Origin of the sequence: Burkholderia orbicola (genome assembly GCF_900100915.1) — a bacterium.
Classification (GTDB): domain Bacteria; phylum Pseudomonadota; class Gammaproteobacteria; order Burkholderiales; family Burkholderiaceae; genus Burkholderia; species Burkholderia orbicola.
The window spans coordinates 956,274-978,577 of sequence record NZ_FNKW01000002.1 but is presented as its reverse complement, the minus strand read 5'-3'; the positions used below and the strand labels follow the sequence as shown (position 1 = coordinate 978,577).

The following is a 22,304-nucleotide window of genomic DNA, read 5'->3' as shown; positions in this document are numbered from 1 at the left end:
CGACAGCGGTGCGGGTCATGCACCGCCGCTTTCTGTCGCATGCGGGCGGATGGCACGGACGCGACAGGGCCTTTCGCCCGATCCGGAAAGCGGTTTTTCTCCGGAGGCGAAATACGGAAAACGCGGTAACGGGAAAGCTGCGCCGCAGGGCGGGGCAGTCGCGCCGGAGTCGGCGCGGGCGGGATTGCTAGAGCAACAGCTTCGTTATCCTGCTCATTTGATTCGATCCTTCGGCCCGCTGCCGGATGGCAGCCGTCCATTGAAATGCATCGGGATACTGCACGCACCGGCGGGCGAACGCATCATTCGGCGGCGCGTACTTCGGTGCAGCGGAAGCGAAAAAACGTGGAGCGGAATCGTTTGCGTGGCGGGCAATCCGTCGGATTGCTTGCATCGGACGGTATCAAGAACGAAAGCGCGGTGCCAAACTTTTTTTGATTATATGAAATAAAATTAAATCGAATAAACTGCAATGATTTTGAAAAGATCGGTGGCTTTTTGTAATGTTCGAAACCGGTAACGCAGGTAATACCGAAAGCGACTCGCCGATCCTTTCCGATGCGTATTGAAACGGCTGTTCGTTATCGAGGAAATGTTCGAATCGCCGGCGCCTGTCGTTCGGTTACCTGAAGGTCTTCGACACACCGGAACAGCGCGTCGACATGCTGAAGCAGCGCGTCGCGCGAGGAAGCGTCCGCATCATCGGTGGCGAGTGCCTTGATGGCGTCGAGCCGGGTTTCGAGTTCGGCGAGGTGGATGAGCATGACGCGACTGCTGCTGGCGACGGTGGCCGTCGCATCGGAAGGATTCGTGGATTTCATTGAGTGAGTCATCGCATTGAAGTGGTCGATGAAGCGCGCGAGGTCGGCCGGGCAGCCGTCGCGGGAAACCGTGCGCGCCGACGGATCGCCGGCCACGATCCGGCCGGCGGTGTCCGCCATCGCGTCGAGCGTCGCGAGCATGCGGCGGAGCAGCCTGAACAGGTCGAACGCGGCGGCCAGCAGGCAGACGAACAGCGCCGTCGCCAGCACCAGGTAAGTGGACGCACTGCGGAGCATCGCGTCGGCGCTCGCTTCGTGCGGCAACGCGGCCGGCGCATGCAGTGCATGGACGACGAACGCCACGGTGCAGACGAGCAGCACGATGACGATCGCGGCGAGGCCGATCGTCTGCCCGATTTGCCGACCGGGCCTGACCGGCCGCGTCACTGCACGCCCCGCAGCCGGTACCCGACGCCGCGCATCACTTCGGGCATGCCCGGTGCGCCGGCCTGTTCGAGTTTCTTGCGCAGCCGGCAGATGTGGCTGTCGACCGTGCGTTCCAGCGCGCTGACGTCGGCCATGCACGCGTCGAGCAATTCGCCGCGCGTGAACACGCGGCTCGGCGATCTCGCCATGTGCGCGAGCAGCCGGAACTCCGTCAGCGTCAGCGTGATCGGCACCTCGGCGCATGCCGTGCGCACGCGGACCAGATAGCTGTCGGTGTCGATCTCGAGGTCGCCGACGCGCAGCATGCGCAGGGTCGGTGGCGCGGCGGACCGGCGCAGGATCGCGCGCAACCGCGCGACGACCTCGGCCGGGTTGAACGGCTTGACGATGTAGTCGTCCGCGCCGGCGTGCAGTGCCTGCAGCCGGTCGAGATCGCGATCGAACGCGGTGAGCACGACGACGGGCGTGTTGTCGCGCCGTCGTAGTTCGGCGAGCACGTCCCAGCCGTTCTTCTGCGGCATTTTCACGTCGAGCAGGATCAGGTCGGGCTTCAGGTGCGGCTGCATGTCGAGCACCGCTTGCCCGTCGGCGACGCGGTAGGTGCGAAAGCCGTCGTGTTTCAGGTACGCATCGAGGATGTCCGAGATGTCGGGCTCGTCTTCTGCAATCAGTATCAGGGAATTCGTCATGGAGTGTGCCGTGCTGTGTCGAACAATCGGGGCGGCTCGTTGCCGGGCCGGAGCGCACCGTTTCGCCACGCTGCCGCGCGGGACGGAACGGCGCCGTTCGTTCAGTTCTGCACCACGCGCTTCGACGGTGCGACGTCCTGGTCCGTGAGGCCGCCGCCGAGCGCCTTGTACAGCGCGACGGCATTGCCGAGCTCGCTGCGGCGCAGGTCGAGCAGCGCCTGTCGTGCCGCATAGAGCTGCCGCTGCGAATCGAGCAACTCCAGCCGCCCCTCGACCCCCGCGCGATAGCGCAGGTTCGACAGGTCGGTGCGGCGTTCGGCCGAGCCGACCACGCGCGTTTGGGCTTCGATCTGACGGCCGAAGGTTTCACGTCCGGCGATGCCGTCGGCCACTTCCCGGAACGCGGCCTGGATCGCGCGTTCGTACTCGGCGACCGCGCTGGACTTGCGCACTTCCGCGAGACGCAGCTCGGCACGCAGCCGCCCGCCCTGGAAGATCGGCACCGTGACCTGCGGCGCGAAGCTCCACACGCGCTGCCCGCCGTCGAACAGGCTGCCCATCGCGGGGCTGAGGAAGCCGATCGACGACGTCAGCGACAGGCGGGGGAAGAACGCGGCGCGCGCGGCGCCGATGTCCGCATTCGCGGCGACGAGATTTTGTTCGGCCTGCTGGATATCCGGGCGACGGAACAGCAGTTCGGACGGCAAGCCGGCCGGCAGTTGCGTCATCACCGGTTGCTGCTGAAGCGGCAGCGGCTCGGGCAGATCCTTCGGCAGCTCGGTGCCGATCAGCAGGCGCAATGCATTGCGTGCCTGCTCGACGGCGCGCGTGCGCGCTTCGAGATCGGCCGTTGCGCTCGCGACCTGGCCTTCGGCCTGCGCGATGTCGACGCCGCTCGCCTGATGCGCTTCCTTCAGGCGGCGCGCGAGATCGAGCGACTGCCGCCAGTCGGCGAGCGTTCGTTCGGACAACTGGCGTTGCTCGTGCGCGAGGCGTTCCGCGAAGTACGCGTCCGCCACGCCGCCGACGAGCGAGATCTGCACCGCGCGGCGGCCGTGATCGGTCGCGAGGTAGCGCGCGAACGCCGCATCCGACATCGATTTCACACGGCCGAACAGGTCGATCTCGAACGCGCTGATGCCGACGTTCACGCCGTACTGGTTCTGCGTCGCGCCGAACAGCGGCGGATTCGACTGCGTGTCGTCCGACGTACGCTGGCGCGTGAAGCTCGCGCCGGCGCCGATCGACGGCAGGCGCGCGGCACGCTGGATGCCGTACTGCGCTTCGGCGGCCTCGACGTTCAGCGCGGCCACGCGCAGGTCGCGGTTGTGATCGAGCGCGAGCTCGATCAGGCGTTGCAGGCGGCGGTCGCCGAACATCGTGCGCCAGCCGAGGTCGGCGGCGTTCGCGTCGGGATTGGCGGTAGCGGCGGCGGTGTAGGCCGTCGGCACCGGCATCGACGGTCTGACCAGCGTGGGCGCCAGCGAGCAGGCCGACAGCGCAAGGACGAGGGGAAGAATAAGCAATCGCATGGCATCAACCTTCCTGTTCGTGAGTCGGGGAAGCCGGCTGCTTGCGGGAAGCCCGCCATGCGCCGATACGCTCCTGGATACTCATCACGAACACAAAGAAAACAGGGACGAAGAAAATGGCCAGCACCGTGGCGGTCACCATGCCGCCGAACACGCCGGTGCCGATCGCGTGCTGCGTTTCGGCGCTGGCGCCGGTCGCGATCATCAGCGGCACGACGCCGAGGCCGAACGCGAGCGAGGTCATCAGGATCGGGCGCAGGCGCAGCTTCGACGCCTGCACGGCCGCTTCGATCAAACCCTTGCCTTCCTCGCGCAACTGCTTCGCGAACTCGACGATCAGGATCGCGTTCTTCGCGGACAGGCCGATCACGGTGATCATCCCGACCTTGAAGAACACGTCGTTCGGCATCCCGCGCAACAGCACCGCACCGATCGCGCCGATCAGGCCGAGCGGCACCACGAGCATCACCGACAGCGGGATCGACCAGCTTTCGTACAGCGCGGCGAGCACCAGGAACACGACGATCATCGACAGCACCATCAGCATCGGCGCCTGCGACGCCGACTGGCGTTCCTGCAGCGACTGGCCGGTCCACTCGACCGCGAAGCCCGGCGGCAGTTGCGCGGCGAGCCGTTCCATCTCGGCCATCGCCGCGCCGCTCGACTGGCCGGGCGCCGCGTTACCGGCGATACGCGCGGACGGATAGCCCTTGAAGCGCACCATCTGCAGCGGCGTGTCGGTCCATACGGGGCGCACCACCTCGGACAGCGGCACCATGCCACCGGCCGCGTTGCGCACGTACAGCTTCATCACGTTGTCGATCTGCATGCGTGCCGGCGCGTCGGCCTGGATGATCACCTGCTGCATGCGGCCCGCGTTCGGGAAGTCGTTCACGTAGGTCGAGCCCATCGCGGTCGACAGCGTGTCGCTGAGCGTCGTGAACGACACGCCGAGCGCCTGTGCCTTCGCGCGGTCGATCTCCAGGTGGATGCTGGTGCCGGCCGGCAGGCTGTCGGGGTACACGCCGGTCACGACCTTGCTTTGCGCGGCGAGTTCGAGCAGCTTGACTTCCGCTGCCTTGAGCGCCGCCGCGCCCTGGTTCGCGCGGTCTTCCAGACGCATCGAGAAGCCCGAGCTGTTGCCGAGTTCGTCGATCGCCGGCGGCAGCAGGCTCATCACCGTGCCTTCGGTCACGCTGGCCATCGCCTGCTGCGCGAGCATGCCTTCCTCGATCGTCGACGCGCCGCCACGGTTTTTCCAGTCCTTCATCACCGACCAGTTGATCGCCGCGTTCGAGCCCTGGCCCGAGAAGCCGTAGCCGATCACGGAAATGCTCGACTGGATTGCCGGACGCGAAGCAAGATGCTTCTCCAGCGTCTTGACCACGTCGTGCGTACGCTCGGCGGTAGCGTCGGCGGGCAACAGAAAGCTGGTGATGAAGTAGCCCTGGTCTTCGTCCGGCAGGAACGACGACGGCAGGCTGCGGAAACCGAGCACCAGTGCACCCGAAATCGCGACGAACACCAGCATCACGCGGCCCGTGCGACCGACCAGGCGGCCGACGCGCGTCTCGTACCATTTCGTCAGGCGATCGAAGCGGCGGTTGAACCAGCCGAAGAAGCCGCGCTTCTCGTGATGACCCGCTGCGATCGGCTTGAGCATCGTCGCGCACAGGGCCGGCGTGAGCGTCAGCGCCAGCAGCGCGGAGAACAGGATCGACACGGCCATCGACAGCGTGAACTGCTTGTAGATCACGCCGACCGAGCCGCTCGCCATCGCCATCGGCAGGAACACCGCGGTCAGCACCAGCGTGACGCCGATGATCGCGCCGGTGATCTCCTTCATCGCCTTCGACGTCGCGTCCTTCGGCGACAGTCCTTCCTCGGCCATCAGGCGTTCGACGTTCTCGACGACGACGATCGCATCGTCGACGATGATGCCGATCGCGAGCACCATGCCGAACATCGTCAGCACGTTGATCGAGAAGCCGGTCAGCAGCATCACCGTGAACGTGCCGAGCATCGCGACCGGCGCGACGATGGCCGGGATCAGCGTATAGCGCACGTTCTGCAGGAACAGGTACATCACGAGGAACACGAGCACCATCGCCTCGAGCAGCGTGTGCAGCACTTTCTCGATCGAGATCTTCACGAACGGCGACGTGTCGAGCGGGATCGAGTAGCTCATGCCCGACGGCATCGACTTGCTCAGTTCGGCCATGCGGGCGCGGATCGCGTCCGCGGTCTTCACCGCGTTGGCGCCCGGCGCGAGCTGCACGCCGGCGAGGGTGGCCGGCTTGTTGTTCTCGCGGCTCACGAACGTGTAGTTCTGCGAGCCGAGTTCGACGCGGGCGACGTCGCCGAGCATGACCTTCGAGCCGTCCGCGTTCGCGCGCAGCACGACCTTCGCGAACGCCTCCGGTGTGGTGAGCTGACCTTGCGCGGTGAGCGGCACGGTCACGCGCTGGCCGGCCAGCGCGGGCAGCGCACCGAGGCTGCCCGGTGCGATCTGCACGTTCTGCTGGCCGATCGCAGTCGTCAGGTCGCTCATCGACAGGCCGAAATTGATCAGCTTCTGCGGATCGACCCAGATGCGCATCGCGCGTTCCGAACCGAACTGCAGCACACGGCCGACGCCGTCGATGCGCCGCAGCTCCTCGGAGACGCTGCGCGCCATGTAGTCGGCGAGCGCGCCTTCGTCGAAGCGGCCGTTGTCGGAGCGCAGGCTGACGATCATCAGGAAACCTGACGACGCGGATTCGACGATCAGTCCGTTCTGACGCACGGCGGCGGGCAGGCGCGGCTCGACCGACTTGATCTTGTTCTGCACGTCGACCTGCGCCATCTCCGGATGGGTGCCGGGCTTGAACGTCACGGTGATCTGCGCCTGACCCGAGGTATCGGCCGACGATTCGAAGTACAGCAGGTTCTTGACGCCGGACAATTCGCGCTCGATGAGGCTCAGCACGCCGTCGTTCATGGTCTGCGGCGTGGCGCCCGGGTAGCTCGCGGTGATCGTGACGGACGGCGGCGCGACCGACGGGTAGCGCGCGACCGGCAGTTGCGGGATCGCGATCAGCCCCGTCAGGATGATGAAGAGCGCGATCACCCACGCAAACACCGGGCGTCGGATAAAGAATTCAGCCATGGCTGGAGGCTCCTCGTGACTCAGTGCGCGGACGCGGTGGCGACCGCATCAGGCGACTTCCAGTCGGTCGCGGCAGCCGGCGCGCCGTCGGTCAGGCGCTCCATGCCTTCGACGACGATCTTCTGACCGGCCTGCAGGCCCGACTTGATGCGATAGCTGCGGTTCGTCAGTTCGCCGACCTCGACCGCTTTCAGGTGAGCGGTACCTTTCGCGTCGAGCACCCACACCTGCGGCTTGCCGCCGGCGCGCACGATGGCCTGTTGCGGCACCATCACGGCGTTGGCGTAGTGCGCGCGCGGAATCCGGGCACGCACGTACATGCCTGGCAGCAACTGGCGTTTCGGGTTGTCGACCAGCACGCGCAGCAGCACGTCGCCGGTGCCCGGATCGACGTTGACGCCCGAGAACAGCATGCGGCCGCGCACGTCGTAACGCGTGTCGTCGTCGCGCAGCACGTCGACCGGCAGGCCGTTGCCGTCCGACGCTTGCGGCTGCGACGCGAGCGCGTCGCGCAGCGCCTCGAGCGAGGCGGCCGGCTGCCGCACGTCCACGTAGACCTGGTCGATCTGCTGGATGCGCGCCATCGGCTGGCTGTCGCTGCTCGACACCAGCGCGCCTTCGGTCACGAGCGCCTGGTCGATGCGGCCGGCGATCGGCGCTTCCACGGTCGCGAACTTCAGGTCGAGCTGGCGGCGCGCGAGCGTCGCACGGGCCTGCGCGACGTCGGCCGCGGCCTGGTCGCGTTGCGATACGGCGTCGTCGTACACCTGGCGGCTGATCGCGTCGGCCTCGACGAGCGGCTTGAAGCGCGCGGTCTGCACCTTCGCGCGCTCGAGCGCGGCCTGCGCACGCTGCAGCGAGGCGGCGGCCGTGTCCATCTCCGCCTTGAACGGCGCCGGATTGATCTGGAACAACGGCTGGCCGGCGCGCACTTCGGTGCCTTGTTCGAACAGCCGGCGTTGCACGATGCCGCTCACCTGCGGCCGAATCTCGGCCACCCGCACGGCCGCGACGCGGCCCGGCAGGTCTTCGGTCACGTCGACGCGCGTGGCGGCCACCGTCATGGCCGCGACCGGGGTGGCCGGTGCGGCGGCCTGCTGCTCGGACGGTCCGCACCCCGCCAGCATTGCCGCCACCAGCGCGCATACGGCGCCGTGGCAGCATCGTTTCTGATTCTTCATAGCGACTCCAGGAAGCGCAGGCAGCCCACTGCCTGCTTTGACGGGGCAGAGTTTGCTTGGATTAGTTGGGGGCTTTGATGCGGAAAGATGGAGATTCGATGGAGGCGGCGAAAGGCGCCGAAAGGAGGGGATGAGCCGCAGCGGAATGCTCGGACGAACAGGGTGCGGCGCGGTGTCGGGCGCGCGGTGTTTCGGCTCGATGCGCGTGTCGGCTCGCGCTGGTGGTTAAAGATCGAGCCGGCAGGGGGACCGGGGGAACTGCACGACGAGGCGCGGTGCGTCTGCAGCTGGCTCGCCATGACGGGGCCACTGGGCGCACACGTGCACGACATGGCGCCGGCATCGCGCGATGGCGACGCGGATCGGGTCAGCGAATGGGGCGCGCCATTTGACGCGCGGGCGCGCTACGGTTTGGCGCCGGCATTTCGCAGTGCGTCCACGGCATACGTGTTGTCGTGCGTCAGCGCGAGTTGAAGCAGCGACTGGCCGCGCCGGTCGACATGGTTCGGATTCGCGCCATGCGCGACGAGCAGCGGAATCAGCTCGAAGCGGTTGAACAGCGTCGCGAACCCCAGCGCGGTTTCGCCGGCGCCGTTCGTCTGGTCGATCGGGCAGCGCGTGTCGATCAGGCGTCGCGCGATATCGGGCTCGTTCCGGAAGAGGGCGCCCATCAGCGCGGTGTTGCCGTGCCGATCGCCGGCGCACGCATCTGCGCCGACCGACAACAGGTAGTCGAGCGCTGCGGGCTGGCCGTCGTACGACGCGAGGATCACGGCCGTATAGCCGTGGCTGTCGGTGGCGTCGACCGGATAGCCGGCATCGTGCAACGCGCGCAGGATATCGACGCGGCCGACGCGCGCGGCGTCGAACCAGTCGCCGTCATAGCGGCGCAGCGCGGCAGGGTCGGCCTTGCCGTACGTCGGCTGGTCGGGCAGGTGCGCGCAGCCGGCGAGCGCGGCCAGCGCGAGCGCTGCCACGGCCGCACGGATCGTGTGGGGGAAGCGTTCGGATCGCATGAGGGTGTCCTGATGAAGTGGCCGGGCCGACGTGTGCGGCGCGTGTCGCACACGTCGGCAGCGACCGGAGTCGCGGGGATCAGTTGTCGCTCAGCTTCGCCGCGAGCGACTGCACTTGCTGGACGTTCGCGTGAACGGCCTGCGCGAGACGCGTACCGTAATCGGCGTCGGCCTTGTAGAAGTACGACAGCATCGCGTACTGGTTCTGCGCGTTCTTCACCTGGCCGAGGTCGCCGGACAGCGCGGTGACGAGGTCGTCCTTGTCCTGCTGCGACAGGCTGCGGTAGTACTCGCCCGCCTGACGGAACGGCAGCTTCTTGCGGATCGCTTCCTGCTGCGTCGTGCCGCTGAGCGCCATGCGGACCGACTTGTACTGCGGGTCCTGCGCGAGTTCGTTCAGCGTCGACGGTTCGTAATTCACCTCGCCCTTGCGGTCGCCGGCGTTCATCTTGCCGTCCTGGTTGTTGTTGACGACCGGCACGACGGGGCGATTGATCGGCAGATCCATGTAGTTCGCGCCGAGCCGGTACATCTGCGTGTCGGCGTACGCGAACAGGCGATCCTGCAGCATCCGGTCCTCGGACGGCTCGATCCCCGGCACGAGGCGCGACGGTGCGAACGCCGATTCCTCGGTCGACTGGAAGTAGTTGTCGGGCACGCGATTGAGCGTCATCGTGCCGATCTTGCGTTCAGGCACGCCGGTCCATACCTTCGTATCGTCGAGCGCGTCGAAGTCGAAGCGGTTCAGATCCTTCGGCGTGAGCACCTGCACGTACAGGTCCCACTTCGGAAAATCGCCCTGTTTGAGCGCGCCGTACAGGTCGTTCGTCATCAGGTTCCAGTCGCGGCCGATCGACGCGGGGATTTCTTGCGGGCGCAGGCCGTGCACGCCTTGCTGGCTCTTCCAGTGGAACTTCACGTAGTGCACGTCGCCTTGCGCATTGACGAACTTGAACGCATGCACCGCGAAGCCGTCCATGCGGCGATACGAATCGGGCATGCCCTCGTCCGTGTACAGCCGCGTCAGCATGTGGGTCGCTTCGGGCGTGTGCGCGAAGAAGTCGAACGCGAGGTTCGGGTCCTGCACGCCGGTCACGGCGCTCGGCTTGTTCGCGTGCACGAAGTCGGGGAACTTGATGCCGTCGCGAATGAAGAACACCGGCCAGTTGATGCCGACCATGTCCCAGTTGCCCTGCTGCGTATAGAACTTCACCGCGAAGCCGCGCGGGTCGCGCGCCTGCTCGGGCGAGCCGCGATAGCCCATCACGGTGGAGAAGCGCACGAATACGGGGGTGCGGGTGCCCGGCGTGAAGACTTTCGCTTTCGTCAGGTCGGAGATGTCGGCGCTCGGCACGAACTCGCCGAATGCGCCGGTGCCGCGCGCATGCACGACGCGCTCGGGAATGCGTTCGCGATCGAAGCGCTGCAGTTTCTCGATGAGCGCGGAATCCTGCAGCAGCACCGGGCCGGCGGGGCCGGCCGTCTGCGAATTCTGGTTGTCGCCGACGGGCGCGCCGGTGTCGCGCGTGAGTTCGGCGGCGTACGGAGAGGCGGAGAGTGCCACGCAGATTGCGGCGACTGCGTGCCGCAGCACGCGATGGGAGGGTGAGGACATGACGATGGAACTCCTTGATCCGATCGGTGGTGGGGAAGCCGACTGAATTAGAAGAGATCGTCAGACGATTGGCTAATTGATATTCGATATGTTTTCGATAGCCGGGCCGTCGATGCGGTGCGAGCCCTTTGATTGCGCAACAAACGAAGCCGTATTGTTGCGCGCGCAATGAGTTATTGCTGAATTGTTCCGACGCGCATGATGCATCGGTCGCGCATGATTTGCGGCGGTGCGTCAACCGGCGCTCGTCTGCCATCCGAGCCCGAGACTCTTCTGCACCGACACGTAGTTCTTGATCAGTTCGGCCTGCCCGGCGATCACGTTCTGCTGCGCGGCGAGCGCTTCGCGTTGCGTATCGAGCAGGTCGATCATCGACGCGACGCCCGCGCGATAGCGCTGGTCCATCAGCGCGCGCGAATGCACGGCCGACGTCTGCACCTTCGTCAATGCGACGACGTGCTCGCGCTGATGCCCGTAACGCTGCAACGCGGTGTTGGCATCCTGTAATGCACCGAGCACGGCCTTCTGATAATTCGCCTCCGCTTCATCGCGCGACGCTTCTGCCGCGCGTACCGCGCCACGCGTGCGTCCGAAATCGAGAATGTTCCATTGCAGGTACGGCGCACCGACCCACGTGAAATTCTGCTTGCGGAACAGATGGCCCGGGTCCGTCGCGCTGAAGCCGAGATCGCCGAGCAACGTCACCTTCGGAAAATAGTCGGCGACATGCTCGCCGATCTGCGCATTGCTGGACGCAAGCCGGCGTTCGGCCGCGCGAATATCGGGGCGCTGTTTCAGCAGCGTGGCCGGATCGCCGATCGCGACGCTGGCGGGCAGCGTCGGCAATGCCGCGTCCGGGGTCGACAGCGCGGCGTCGAGCGCGCCCGGCGCGCGGCCCGTCAGGATCGCGAGCCGGTCGAGCGATTCGGTCACCTGGGCGTCGAGCGGGATCAGCGACGCGCGCGTGTTCTCGACCTGCGTCGTCAGTCGCTCGATGTCGGCATCGGCCGCGACGCCGCGCGCGCGGCGCTGCTGCGTCAGTTCGAGCATCTGCTGCTGCAGTTGCGCGGTGCGCTTCGACAACGCAAGTCGTTGCTGCTGGTCGCGCAGGTCGACATACGCATTCGCGACTTCGGCCGCGATCGACACCTGCGTGTCGGCGAGATCGGCATCGACGGCTTCGGCCTGGGCGGATGCGGCTTCGACCGCGCGGCGCGTGCCGCCGAACAGGTCTATTTCCCACGTCGCGTCGAAGCCCGCCGAATAGAGTTGCAGCGGCCCCGAGCCGCCGAGCGACGGCGACGTGCCGCCCGATTGCTCCGAGCCGTTCGACGGCAGCAGCGAGCCGAGCGCGCTGACGTCCGGCTCGCGCATGCGGATGGCCGCGACGGTGGCCGACGATTTCGGCATCTGCGCGGCGCGCTGTTGCGAGAGCTGTGCGCGTGCCGCGCGCAAGCGGGCCTGCGCGGCGTGCAGATCGGGGTTGTACACGAGCGCGGCGACGATCAGCGCGTCGAGCTGGCGATCGTTCAGTGCATGCCACCACGCGCTCGGCGCGGGCGCGGCGGTGTCGACGCCGGTGGCCGGCGCGCGGACGAAGGTCGGTGCATCCGGCGCGGCGGGTGCGCCGCGGTAGTCGGGGCCGACCGTGCAGCCGGCGAGCAGGCACGCGGCCGCGCACAGGGTGAGCGCGGGGCGGCGGGGCAGGGAGAAGGGTTTCATCGCGTATGACGGGTCAATGGCCGGACGACATCGGTTGCGGCCCGCGCGGCGTTCTCAGCAGCAGCGCGAGCGGCACGCAGGCGAGCAGCGCGAGGCCCAGCAGATAGAAGGTTTCGGAATAGGTCATCACGACGGCCTGGATCTGGATCTGCTGCGCCAGCTGGCCGAGCGCGCGCAGGTTCGAATATGCGAGATCGCCGGTGTGCGCGAACCAGTTGGCCGCATAGGCCGACAGGCGATCCTGACCGATCAGCGAGTTCGCGGTCACCGATTCGCGCAGCGCAGCGGTATGGAAGGTCGTGCGCCGGTCGATCACGGTGCCGATGATCGCGAGCCCGATCGAGCCGCCGAGGTTGCGCGCCATGTTGTAGAGCCCGGCCGCATCGCCCGAGTCTTCGCGCGCGACGGCTGCCATCGACGCTTGGTTGAGCGGCATCATCGCGAGCATCTGCGCGAGGCCGCGGATCAGTTGCGACCACACGAAATCGTGGCCCACGCTTTGCGCGGTCAGGCTGATGTCGAGCATGCAGCTCAGGCAGAACAGCAGCAGCCCCGTGATCACGAGGATGCGGAAATCGACCTTGCCGAGCAGGCGCGGCAGGATCGGCATCACGAGAAAGGCCGGCAACCCCGATAGCAGCATGATCGCGCCGGCCTGTTCCGCGTTGTAGCCGGCGACGATCGCGAGGAACTGCGGCAGCAGGTAGGACACGCCGTACAGCCCGGCGCCGACCGCGGACACGATCACGATCACGCTCGCGTAGCGCGGGTTGCGCATCAGCGACAGCCGCATGATCGGCCGCTTCGCGAAGCGCTGCGACAGCGCGATCAGGACCATCCCGACGAACGACACGACGCTCAGCGTGACGATCATCTGCGATTCGAACCAGCGTTCGCGCTGGCCTTCCTCGAGCACGACGGTCAGCGAGCTGAGGCCGATCGCGAGGCCGAGGATGCCGAGCCAGTCCGCGTTGAAGAACGCACTCCATTGCGGGCGGTCCGACGGCAGGCCGAACACCAGCAGCGCCATCAGCAACAGGCACACGGGCAGGTTCAGGAAGAAGCACCAGCTCCAGTTCACGTTTTCCGCGAGCCAGCCGCCGAGCACCGGGCCGAACAGCGGCCCGAGCAGCACGATCAGGCCGAACAGCGTCATTCCGACCGGCAACTGCGACAGCGGCAATCGCGTGCGGATGATCGTCTGCGCGGTCGGAATCAGCGCGCCGCCGGTGAAGCCCTGGCCGATCCGGCCGGCGATCATCATCGGCAGCGAATGCGACCAGCCGCACATCATCGAGAACGCGATGAACAGCGCGGAGTTCGTCAGCAGGAAATTGCGCAGCCCGAACACGCGCGTGAGCCAGGCGGCGAGCGGGATCATCACGATTTCCGACATCAGGTAGCCGGTCGAGATCCACGTGCCTTCGGTGCCGGTCGCGCCGATTTCGCCCTGGATCTGCGGCAGCGCGGAGTTCGTGATCGAGATGTCGAGCGTCGCCATCAGCGCGCCGAGCGCGCCGGCCGCGACCGCGATCCAGTCGGTCACGCTCGCGCGGCCTTCATGCGGCGGCAGGGGGATCGTGGCGGGCGTATCAGCCATGATGCTGCTCGTCGCGGGCCGAGCGCGTATCGACGTCGACCGTCACCGACAGCCCGGGCAGCAGCATGCGTTGCGCGCGGGCGTTCGCGGCGAGACGGATGCGCACCGGCACGCGCTGGACGATCTTCGTGAAGTTGCCGGTCGCGTTCTCGGGCGGCAGCAGCGCGAACTGCGCGCCGGTGCCGGGCGCGAAGCTGTCGACGACGCCGGACAGCGGGCCGTCCGGCAGCGCATCGACATGCAGCTCGACGGGCTGGCCGATGCGCATGTTGCCGATCTGCGTTTCCTTGAAGTTCGCGACGAGGTAGATCGAATCGACCGGCACGACGGTCAGCAGGCGCGTGCCGGGCTGCACGTATTGCCCGACGCGCACCGTGCGATCGCCGACGCGGCCCGCGAGCGTGCTGCGCACGATCGTGTTGTCGAGGTCGAGCTGCGCCTGCGCGGCGCTGGCCTGCGCGGCCTCGAGCTGCGCGCGCGCCTGCTGGAGCTGCGCGGTGAACGACGCGATCTGCGTGCGGGCGGCGGCGATCGACGCGTTGTTCGCGGCGAGTGTCGCCGCCGCTTGGTCGCGCGTGCTTTTCAGATCGGCCACGCGTTCGTGCGTTTCGGCGCCGGTCGCCGCGAGCGGCGCATAGCGCGTGTACTCGTCGCTTGCGTGCTGCGCGTTGATGCGCGACACCTTCGCCTGCGCGTCGGCCTGCTCGAGATTCGCGCGCTGCTGGCTGATGTCGGCTTCGGCGCGCGCGATATCGGCGCGGCGGGCGTCGACGGTCGCCAGCGCTTGGGCGAGCGCCACCTGGTACTGACGGACGTCGAGCCGCACGAGCGGATCGCCGGCCTTCACGGGCTGGTTGTCGCGCACGTAGACGTCGGTCACGTAGCCGGCGACCTTCGGCGCGGCGGTCATGCTGTCCGCCTGCAGGTACGCGTCGTTGGTGCTTTCGATGAAGCGGCCGACCGTCCACCAGCGGCCGAGCCAGGCCGCGCCGCCGACGGCCGCGAGCACGGCGACCACGAGCAGGATGCGCCGCCTCGTTCCGCCGTTGCCGTTGCGCGGCGTTGTTCCGTTTTCCTGACGATCTGCTTTCTGTGGCGGGTCTTGTGGCGTCGACATGCGTGATCCAAATTATTCCAAGTGGAAGAATTATTCCAGTTGATAAAATTGTGTCAAGTAGAATGTGGATCGATCGAATGACGAGGAAGGCATGAACGAAGCGAAGAAGCTGCGCCGCACGTCGGCGGGCGGCTACGCGCGCGGCGACGAGACGCGCCAGCGGATCATCGAGGCGGCGATCGAACTGTTCGGCGAACGCGGGTTCGCGGGCGCGTCGACGCGCGAGATCGCCGCGATGGCGGGCGTGAACGCGCCGGCGCTCCAGTACTACTTCGAGAACAAGGAAGGCGTGTACCGCGCGTGCGTCGAGACGATCGCCGAGCACGGCTGGCAGGTGTTCGCGCCGGCGGTCGGCCATGCGCGGGCGATGCTCGACGGCCATGCGAGCGTCGATGCGCTGATCGATGCGTTCGTCGGGCTGCTGCGCGCGCTGTCGGACCGGATGTTCACCGCGCCGAAGACGATGAACCAGCGGATGTTCTTCGCGCGCGAGCAGGGCGGCCAGGAGCCGGCGAGCGCGAGCGAGATCCTGATGACGCGCATGCGCAAGCCGCTGAACGACGTGAGCGCGGAATTGATCGGCCGCATCACGGGGCGGCCGGCCGACGATCCCGTCACGCGGTTGCGCGCGCTGAGCCTGTTCGGCCAGATCACGGTGTTCCACGTCGCGCAGCGTTCGGCGCTGCAGTTGCTCGAATGGGAGGCGTTCGAAGGCGAGCGCGCGGCGCTGGTGACCGACACGATTGCCGACCAGACGCGCGTGCTGCTCGAGCAATGGCATGCGCAGCGCGATGCGGGTGCTGCCAGCGCGGAATCCGCAGTGAAGCGCGCGCAGGGTGCCGCGTCGAAACGACGTGCGGCGAAGCCGGGGGCGGTTCCGCCCGCCGCGAAAAGCACGACGCGCGTGAAGAAGCCTGCCGCGCGTTGAGCGGCCGGTCACCGGCCGCGGGCGATCGCGATCAGCCCGGCTTGCGCTCCGCTTCGTCGGGCAATGGCGACGGCGCTGCCGTCTCGGCGGTATTCCGCGTGTCGGGGCGCGGGTCGTTTTCCTCGCTGCCGACCGGCCGCGATCCGTCCGCATAGGCGACGACGCTGCGCTGCGGATTGGCGATCCGGATTCCGCGCTCGTGGAACGTCTCCGCGATCCGTCGGTTGAATTCGCGCTGCACGCCCCAGCGCGCCGAGTCCGTACATTGCATCTGCCCGGCCAGCGCGAGCGCTGCGCCATCGACCTGGTCGATACCCCAGTAGCTGAAGTCCGACAGGATGCCGTCGTGGTATTTCGGATCGTCGCGCAACGCGGCGCCGATTTCCTTCAGCGTCGCGATCGCGCGGTCGATGTCCTCGCCGTACGCGATGCTCACCTTGACGGCCGCGTTGCCGAGCCCGCGATTCGTGTTGTTGACGGTCGTCACCGAGCTGAACGGGATCGTGTACAGCGACCCGTCGCCGGCGCGCAGCCGCACCGTGCGGATCGACAGGTATTCGACCGTGCCCGACACGCCGGCGAGCGTGACCCAGTCGCCGACCTGCATCGCGTTCTCCATCAGCAGGAAGATCCCGGTGATGAAATCCTGCACGAGCTTCTGCGACCCGAAACCGAGCGCGACGCCGAAGATGCTGGCGCCAGCCAGCAGCGGGCCGACGTTGACGCCGAGTTCGCTGAGGCCCGTCAGCACGACGACGAGCGCGATCATCACGAACAGCAGCGAGCGCAGCATCGGCAGCAGCGTGCGCAGGCGCGCGGCGCGCACCAGGTTGCCTTCGCGTGTCCAGCGCTGCAGCCGGCGCTCGATCGCGATGTTGGCCGCTTCCCACACGACGAGCGCGACGATCGCCGCGATCGCGATCGTCACCAGCGCGGACGCGAGCCGGTGGCCGATCGTGCCCGTCTCGAACGCGCGGAAGATCGGCACGCCCCAGATCTGCAGCAGCAGCACGACGGTCACGATGCCGATCGCCCCCGACACGATCTGGCGCAGCAGCGGGTAGTAGCGGTACGCGTGCAGATGAACGAGCGTACGGTCGTCCTCGCGGCGCTGGAACAGCCGCGCGAGCGCGCCGAACACGAGGATCGACACCATCCGCATCGCGATCATCACGGCGATCGAGCGGCCGCCGAGCGTGATCAGCACGCGATAGCCGTTGTGGACGTCGAGCGCCCACACGAACCACAGTGCCATCACGACGAAGACCGACACGGGCGCCCACGCGTCCGCGAGCGCGTTGCCGACGACCGTGAAGGCCGGACGATCCGCACCGGCGGCACGAATCCGTGCCGCGACCGGCCGGCGACACTGCAGGATCAGCACCGAAATCATCACGTGCCCGACGAGGGCGACGGCCTTCAGCAGCGCGACATGGCCGGCTTCGCTCAGGCCGAAGTTCGCGGCGATCTCGACGGCCGCCGTGCACGCGCCGACCACGATCACGATCCGTGCGATCGAGCGTTGCACGAAATCGGCCCATGCGTCGCTGATATGCAGCAGCCGCAACTGCCGCGCATCGGGCTGGAAGAACAGCCGGCTGACGATCGTGATGAGTCGGCAGATCACGTAGGTGTCGATCAACGCTTCGAGCGCGGCTTCGATCGGCGTGTCTGCTTCGACGAGCAACGACATCGTCAGGCTCGCGACGCCGACGAACACGAGCAGCGGCACCGCGCGCAGCGCGAGACTGACGAGTGCGCGCGGCATCCGCTGCAGCAGCGTGGTGTGCCGGCGTGCGTGGCCTCGGCTTTGCGAGGATGCGGGGGTGGCGTCTGCGGTGTCTGCGGCTGTGGTGTCGGGTGGGGCAGACGTATCGGGCGGCGGGGCGTGGACCTCGTCCGATGTGGCGGAATCGGGTGCGGTGTGGCGCAACGTGTCGGCGCGGCGCGCGGCCACCGTGGCCAGCGCGCGTCGCAGCAGCCGTTTCGCGAGCCATTCGACGACGAGCGCAGGCAGGAGTACCGCCACGAGGATGCCGAGCGTGCGAGTGAGATCCGCACGCTGGTCGGCGCTGACGAGCTTGTCGTGCCACCAGCTTCCCACCGAACCGATATCGAGCAGCGAGCGCAGCGATTCCTGCAGCGCGTTGCCGATCTGCGTGGCCCAGCGCGATCCTTGGCGGACGAGCATCGAGGCGAGCCCGTTCGACATGAGCGCGGCCGGCGCCGAGGCAGCCGAGGCGCTGCTGGTGGCAGGCGCCGCGCTTGCCGGCACGGCGGGCGCGCTCAATGCGCCGACGGCCGCGATCGCGCGCAGCGTCGTTTCGACCTGCGCGCGATCGCGCGGGTTTTCGAGCACGTTCAGTGCCTGCCGCGCCTCTTGTGGCGTCAGTGCGGGCGCGGCGCCGGAGGCAGCCGACGCGGCGGCCGGAGCGGGAGCGGCCGCGTGGGCGGCCGACACGACGGCGGCGAGCAGCCAGCCGAGGAGGATATGTCGCATGGAGTGGGCATGCGGGTGCGTCTCGTCACGCGGCCCGCGAGGCTGAATGATGGACGGAAGTTAACATGATTGCGATCGCGACCGAATAGTTCCGTCGCCGGCTATTCGGATCGGGCATGAGCGACGCGACGCAGGCGTCCCGTGTTCCCGATCGTAAGGCGTCTGTAACGCGTGCTTTCCGATGCCGATGGGCGAGGCGTCACCCGATGAGCGTTCGTCCGGTCTCGTTCCACGCTGGTATCACGTCAGGTGAATTCGGATTCCTATGAATCATGCCGGCTCGTCGTGAAATACCGGCAAGACGTCCGTCGCGATTTCTTCGATGACGTCGCGCACGGGCCGGTCCGATCCAGGGTTCAGCGTGACATGGTGCGTTCCCGCCGCTCGCATGTCCTGCAGGATATCGACCAATGCGCGGCGCCCGGTTGTATAACCGAGCGGCAGCGCGGTGGCGGGCGTATCGGGATGCGCGGCGAGGTCGAGCCGCATCGATACGCCGAACGCGCGAAATTGCGGCGACGCGAGCCGCTCGACCGCCGCGCGCCACATCGAATAGCGGGCGCGCTGCGTATCCGGATCGCGGTGATAGGTCATCCAGCCGATCGAATGGCGGGCAATCCAGTCGACGCTCTGTCCGCCCGAGCCGACCGCAAGCATCGGCACCGCGTCGCCGTCGCGCGGCAGCAGCGTGAATTCGGGTGCATCGGGCGGCGCCTGGTCGGGCAGCACGCGCGACGGTACGCCGAGCGCGGCCGCGACGACGTCCCAGTGCGCGCGATAGCGGTCGCGCCGGGTTTCCGCGTCGACGCCGAACGCCGCATATTCCGGCGGCCGATCGCCGGAGCCGAGCCCGAGGATGAAGCGCCCGCCCGACAGCGTCGCGACCGACAGCGCACCTTTCGCGATATGCAGCGGATGGCGCAGCGGCAATACGATCGCGCCGCTGGCGAGCGCGATCCGGCGGGTGCGCGACGCCAGTGCGCCGAGCAGCACCCACGGGTCGAGATGGCCGACCGGGTCCGGATAGTCGGCGCTGTTCAGCGGCACGTCGCGAATCCACAGCGCGCGAAAGCCGAGCGAATCGGCCAGCGCCGCGAGTTCGAGCTGTTCGTCGAAGTCCGCGACGATGTGGCCGCTGCGAAGCAACGGCAGGGTGAGGCCGATCGACAGCCGTCCGTCAGCAAAGACACGCTGCGCGACGTCGGGGCGGGCGGGAACGGTTGGGGGCATGGCGAATCCTTGGAGGCGAGGCAGGGCGAACGCACGGCGTTCCGTGTCCGAATGCTAGCGTGTTTGCACGATGCCCGAGCGGGACGGCGCCGCGCTAAACGACCTGCGGCGTCGTGCCGCGCAACACGAGCCCCACGCGTGACGCCACGCGTCGCGATGCGCGGTGGTCGCGGTCGCTACTGTAGAACAACGCGCGTGCGAAGCGACGGCAAGCGCGACCACGCGGCGAGGGCGGGTTTCGGTCGGGCGGTGGCGAGCCGCGGAAAAAGGCAAGGGCGGGCACACGCATCCGGTCGAGGCGCACCGCCCACTGTGAGGCGATTGTAAGACGGCTGCCCGTCCCACGCAGAGCCGACGCGACGATGCCAATTGGTCCGGCGGCGCGTTTCAGTTTCGAAACGTTCGCGCTTTCTGACGGGGTGCGATGGCTTCCCGCAGCCTGGCATGTGCCCCGCGAGGCCTTGCGGCATGAAGCATGGTGCGCTCCTTGCATGGTTGTATGGGCCGTGAGCGCGATCGCGGGTGCTGTCGACCCGGCCATCGCTTCAGTGGGTCGGATGTATCGGAGACGGGGACAAGAGAATGAAAAAAGACCGAAACGCAACGCGTCGTGTTGCAAACATGAATCGCCGACCTGCCCGGGTATTCGCTTCGCCGTTGATTGCGGCGACGTGAGCGAGCGGCTTTCCGTTCCATCCGAGCAATCGGGTTCGTTCTGAACGACGACGTGCAGCCGTGACGCACGAGGCCGACCCGTGCCGGTCGGCCGTCGGGGATGAACCGCGAACGCAGGCGGATGGCCCCTGGCCTGGATCCCGGAATCGTCATGCCATGGCGCAACGCACGGCGCCGCGCGGCGAATGCGTTTGCATGCCGCGCATCGTGTCGGCGTGACGAGCCAGCGGAACAGGACCGGGCCGGGACAGCCGGTGACGCGCCGATGTGCGCGGCAGCGAGGAACACGTGGAGTCCGGGGAGCGTCCGTCGATCGCGGCATGACGGACGTCGCAACTTTGTGCTGTCAGTTGATCCACTACCCCGATGGATCAATTGTTGAAGCGCCCGTCGCCGAGCGGCGACGGGCGTCTTTTTGCGTGCGACGGCTTGCCGTGGCGGCGGCCCGCCCGATCGCACGGCGTTCTGTATCATGTGCTGGCGTGCCTGGCCGCCCGTGCGGGCGCACGGCCTGCCGGCGCGACCGATCACGTTGCCAACATGAACGACAAAGCCTTGCCCGATCCCTCTCTCGCGGACGTCGATCCGGCCGCGCTCGATGCGCTGCAGACCTTCGTCGAGCGTCATCCGCGCCTGCTCGTGCTGACCGGCGCGGGCATCAGCACCGATTCCGGCATTCCCGGTTACCGCGACCGCAACGGCCAATGGATGCGCTCGCCGCCGATCCAGCTCCACGAATTCCTCGGTTCCGATGCCGCGCGGCGCCGCTACTGGGCGCGCAGCATGATCGGCTGGCCGGTCGTCGGCCGCGCGCGGCCGAACGGGTCGCATGTCGCGCTGGCGCGGCTCGGCGACGCAGGGCGAATCGAGCGCCTCGTCACGCAGAACGTCGACGGCCTGCATCAGCGCGCGGGCAGCGACGACGTGATCGAACTGCATGGCGGCATCAACGGCGTGACCTGCCTCGAATGCGGCGCGCATCACGCGCGGGCGACGATCCAGACCGTGCTCGAAGCCGACAATCCCGAACTGCTGGGGGCGCAGGCCGAGCCGGCCGCGGACGGCGACGCGCATCTGGAATGGGCCGCGCTCGATACGTTCCGCATCCCGGCGTGCCCCGCGTGCGGCGGCCTGCTGAAGCCGGCTGTGGTGTTCTTCGGCGAGAACGTGCCGCGCGAGCGCGTGGCGCTGGCGTCGCAGGCGCTCGACGCGGCCGACGCGCTGCTCGTCGTCGGCTCGTCGCTGATGGTGTATTCCGGCTACCGCTTCTGCGTGTGGGCGCAGGCGCAGCACAAGCCGGTTGCCGCACTCAATCTCGGCCATACGCGCGCCGACCCGATGCTGACGCTGAAGGTCGAGGCGCACTGCGCGCCCGCGCTCGGCGCACTCGTGGCGCGGCTGGGGCTCGGGCGTACCAGCGCCAGCACCAGCGACACGACGGAGCATGCATCGTGACCGGCGCCGCAGCTTCGCCCGATCCGTCCGAGCGGCTGTCGGCGCCCGCGGCCGAACGCAATCGCGGGCCGATCCTCGACGTGCTGCGCCGCGTGCTGCCGGCGAGCGGTAGCGTGCTCGAAATCGCGAGCGGCACCGGCCAGCACGTCGTTCACTTCGCGCAAGCGTTGCCGGGCCTGCAGTGGCAGCCGAGCGATCCCGATGCGCAGGCGCGGCGTTCGATCGCCGCGTGGGTCGCGCATGCGGGCCTCGCGAACGTCGCCGGGCCGCTGGCGTTCGACGTGCGCGACACGCCGTGGCCGGTCGCGGCACTCGACGCGATCGTCTGCATCAACATGATCCATATCTCGCCGTGGGCCTGTACGGAGGCACTGTTCGCCGGCGCGTCGCGCGTGCTGCGGCCGGGCGGCGTGCTGTTCCTGTACGGCCCGTACCGTCGCGAAGGCCGGCATACGGCGCCGTCGAACGAAGCGTTCGACCGGCAGTTGCGCAGCCGCGACCCGTCGTGGGGCGTGCGCGATCTCGAGACCGTGGTCGCGCTCGGGCTCGACCTCGGCCTCGACTGCAGCGAGGTCGTCGAGATGCCGGCGAACAACCTGAGCGTCGTGTTCCGGCGCCTGCCGCACGCGGAGCAATGACACGCAAGCGGGCAGCGCGGCCGGGTTTCCTCTATCCTTTCGCCTGTGCG

15 protein-coding genes are annotated in these 22,304 nt (G+C 67.8%); 3 read left to right on the top strand and 12 right to left on the bottom strand.

Going from position 1 to position 22,304, the window contains the following annotated elements; genetic code table 11:
- Positions 1-581 precede the first annotated feature (581 nt).
- The 10 genes from BLS50_RS21245 to BLS50_RS21200 all read right to left on the bottom strand — a co-directional run bounded on the left by BLS50_RS21245 (position 582) and on the right by BLS50_RS21200 (position 14,828).
- On the bottom strand, positions 582-1,208 hold the full coding sequence (locus BLS50_RS21245) for a histidine kinase (protein WP_074803923.1): 627 nt from the start codon (positions 1,206-1,208) through the stop codon (positions 582-584).
- On the bottom strand, positions 1,205-1,897 hold the full coding sequence (locus BLS50_RS21240) for a response regulator (RefSeq protein ID WP_074803921.1): 693 nt from the start codon (positions 1,895-1,897) through the stop codon (positions 1,205-1,207). Before BLS50_RS21240 ends, BLS50_RS21245 begins: the two co-directional genes overlap by 4 nt.
- A 101-nt stretch (positions 1,898-1,998) precedes the next feature.
- Positions 1,999-3,429 carry an efflux transporter outer membrane subunit gene (locus BLS50_RS21235; protein ID WP_074803919.1) on the bottom strand — a complete coding sequence of 477 codons (1,431 nt, stop codon included), beginning with the start codon at positions 3,427-3,429 and terminating at the stop codon, positions 1,999-2,001.
- 4 nt (positions 3,430-3,433) lie between these two features.
- Positions 3,434-6,577, bottom strand: coding sequence for an efflux RND transporter permease subunit (locus tag BLS50_RS21230; RefSeq protein WP_074803916.1), 3,144 nt, complete (start codon positions 6,575-6,577; stop codon positions 3,434-3,436).
- Positions 6,578-6,597: 20 nt separating this feature from the next.
- Entirely contained in the window at positions 6,598-7,758 is a 1,161-nt protein-coding gene (locus tag BLS50_RS21225) for an efflux RND transporter periplasmic adaptor subunit (protein WP_074803914.1), read from the bottom strand.
- 404 nt (positions 7,759-8,162) lie between these two features.
- Positions 8,163-8,774, bottom strand: coding sequence for an ankyrin repeat domain-containing protein (locus tag BLS50_RS21220; RefSeq protein ID WP_074803912.1), 612 nt, complete (start codon positions 8,772-8,774; stop codon positions 8,163-8,165).
- 79 nt (positions 8,775-8,853) lie between these two features.
- Positions 8,854-10,389 carry a catalase gene (locus BLS50_RS21215; protein ID WP_074803910.1) on the bottom strand — a complete coding sequence of 512 codons (1,536 nt, stop codon included), beginning with the start codon at positions 10,387-10,389 and terminating at the stop codon, positions 8,854-8,856.
- Between the two features lie 234 nt (positions 10,390-10,623).
- Positions 10,624-12,111 carry an efflux transporter outer membrane subunit gene (locus tag BLS50_RS21210; RefSeq protein ID WP_074803908.1) on the bottom strand — a complete coding sequence of 496 codons (1,488 nt, stop codon included), beginning with the start codon at positions 12,109-12,111 and terminating at the stop codon, positions 10,624-10,626.
- 13 nt (positions 12,112-12,124) lie between these two features.
- On the bottom strand, positions 12,125-13,711 hold the full coding sequence (locus tag BLS50_RS21205; protein WP_027808927.1) for an MDR family MFS transporter: 1,587 nt from the start codon (positions 13,709-13,711) through the stop codon (positions 12,125-12,127).
- Positions 13,704-14,828 carry an HlyD family secretion protein gene (locus tag BLS50_RS21200; RefSeq protein WP_074803906.1) on the bottom strand — a complete coding sequence of 375 codons (1,125 nt, stop codon included), beginning with the start codon at positions 14,826-14,828 and terminating at the stop codon, positions 13,704-13,706. The genes BLS50_RS21205 and BLS50_RS21200 overlap by 8 nt, the downstream gene beginning before the upstream one ends.
- 91 nt (positions 14,829-14,919) lie before the next feature.
- On the opposite strand from BLS50_RS21200, the gene BLS50_RS21195 reads away from it, so the two are divergent.
- A complete protein-coding gene (locus tag BLS50_RS21195) occupies positions 14,920-15,756 on the top strand; it encodes a CerR family C-terminal domain-containing protein (RefSeq protein ID WP_074803904.1) in 837 nt (278 codons plus the stop codon).
- Between the two features lie 31 nt (positions 15,757-15,787).
- Here BLS50_RS21195 and BLS50_RS21190 read toward each other — a convergent pair whose 3' ends face one another.
- Positions 15,788-18,256, bottom strand: coding sequence for a mechanosensitive ion channel family protein (locus BLS50_RS21190; protein ID WP_074803902.1), 2,469 nt, complete (start codon positions 18,254-18,256; stop codon positions 15,788-15,790).
- A gap of 270 nt (positions 18,257-18,526) precedes the next feature.
- Complete coding sequence (locus tag BLS50_RS21185) at positions 18,527-19,486, bottom strand: LLM class oxidoreductase (RefSeq protein WP_074803900.1); 960 nt, start codon at positions 19,484-19,486, stop codon at positions 18,527-18,529.
- A 1,215-nt stretch (positions 19,487-20,701) separates the two neighbouring features.
- On the opposite strand from BLS50_RS21185, the gene BLS50_RS21175 reads away from it, so the two are divergent.
- Both BLS50_RS21175 and BLS50_RS21170 read left to right on the top strand, forming a co-directional pair.
- The gene (locus BLS50_RS21175) at positions 20,702-21,616 is read left to right on the top strand and encodes an NAD-dependent protein deacetylase (protein WP_074803898.1); all 915 of its coding nucleotides are present in this window, start codon (positions 20,702-20,704) and stop codon (positions 21,614-21,616) included.
- Positions 21,613-22,254 carry a DUF938 domain-containing protein gene (locus BLS50_RS21170; protein ID WP_074803896.1) on the top strand — a complete coding sequence of 214 codons (642 nt, stop codon included), beginning with the start codon at positions 21,613-21,615 and terminating at the stop codon, positions 22,252-22,254. The genes BLS50_RS21175 and BLS50_RS21170 overlap by 4 nt, the downstream gene beginning before the upstream one ends.
- Positions 22,255-22,304 lie beyond the last annotated feature (50 nt).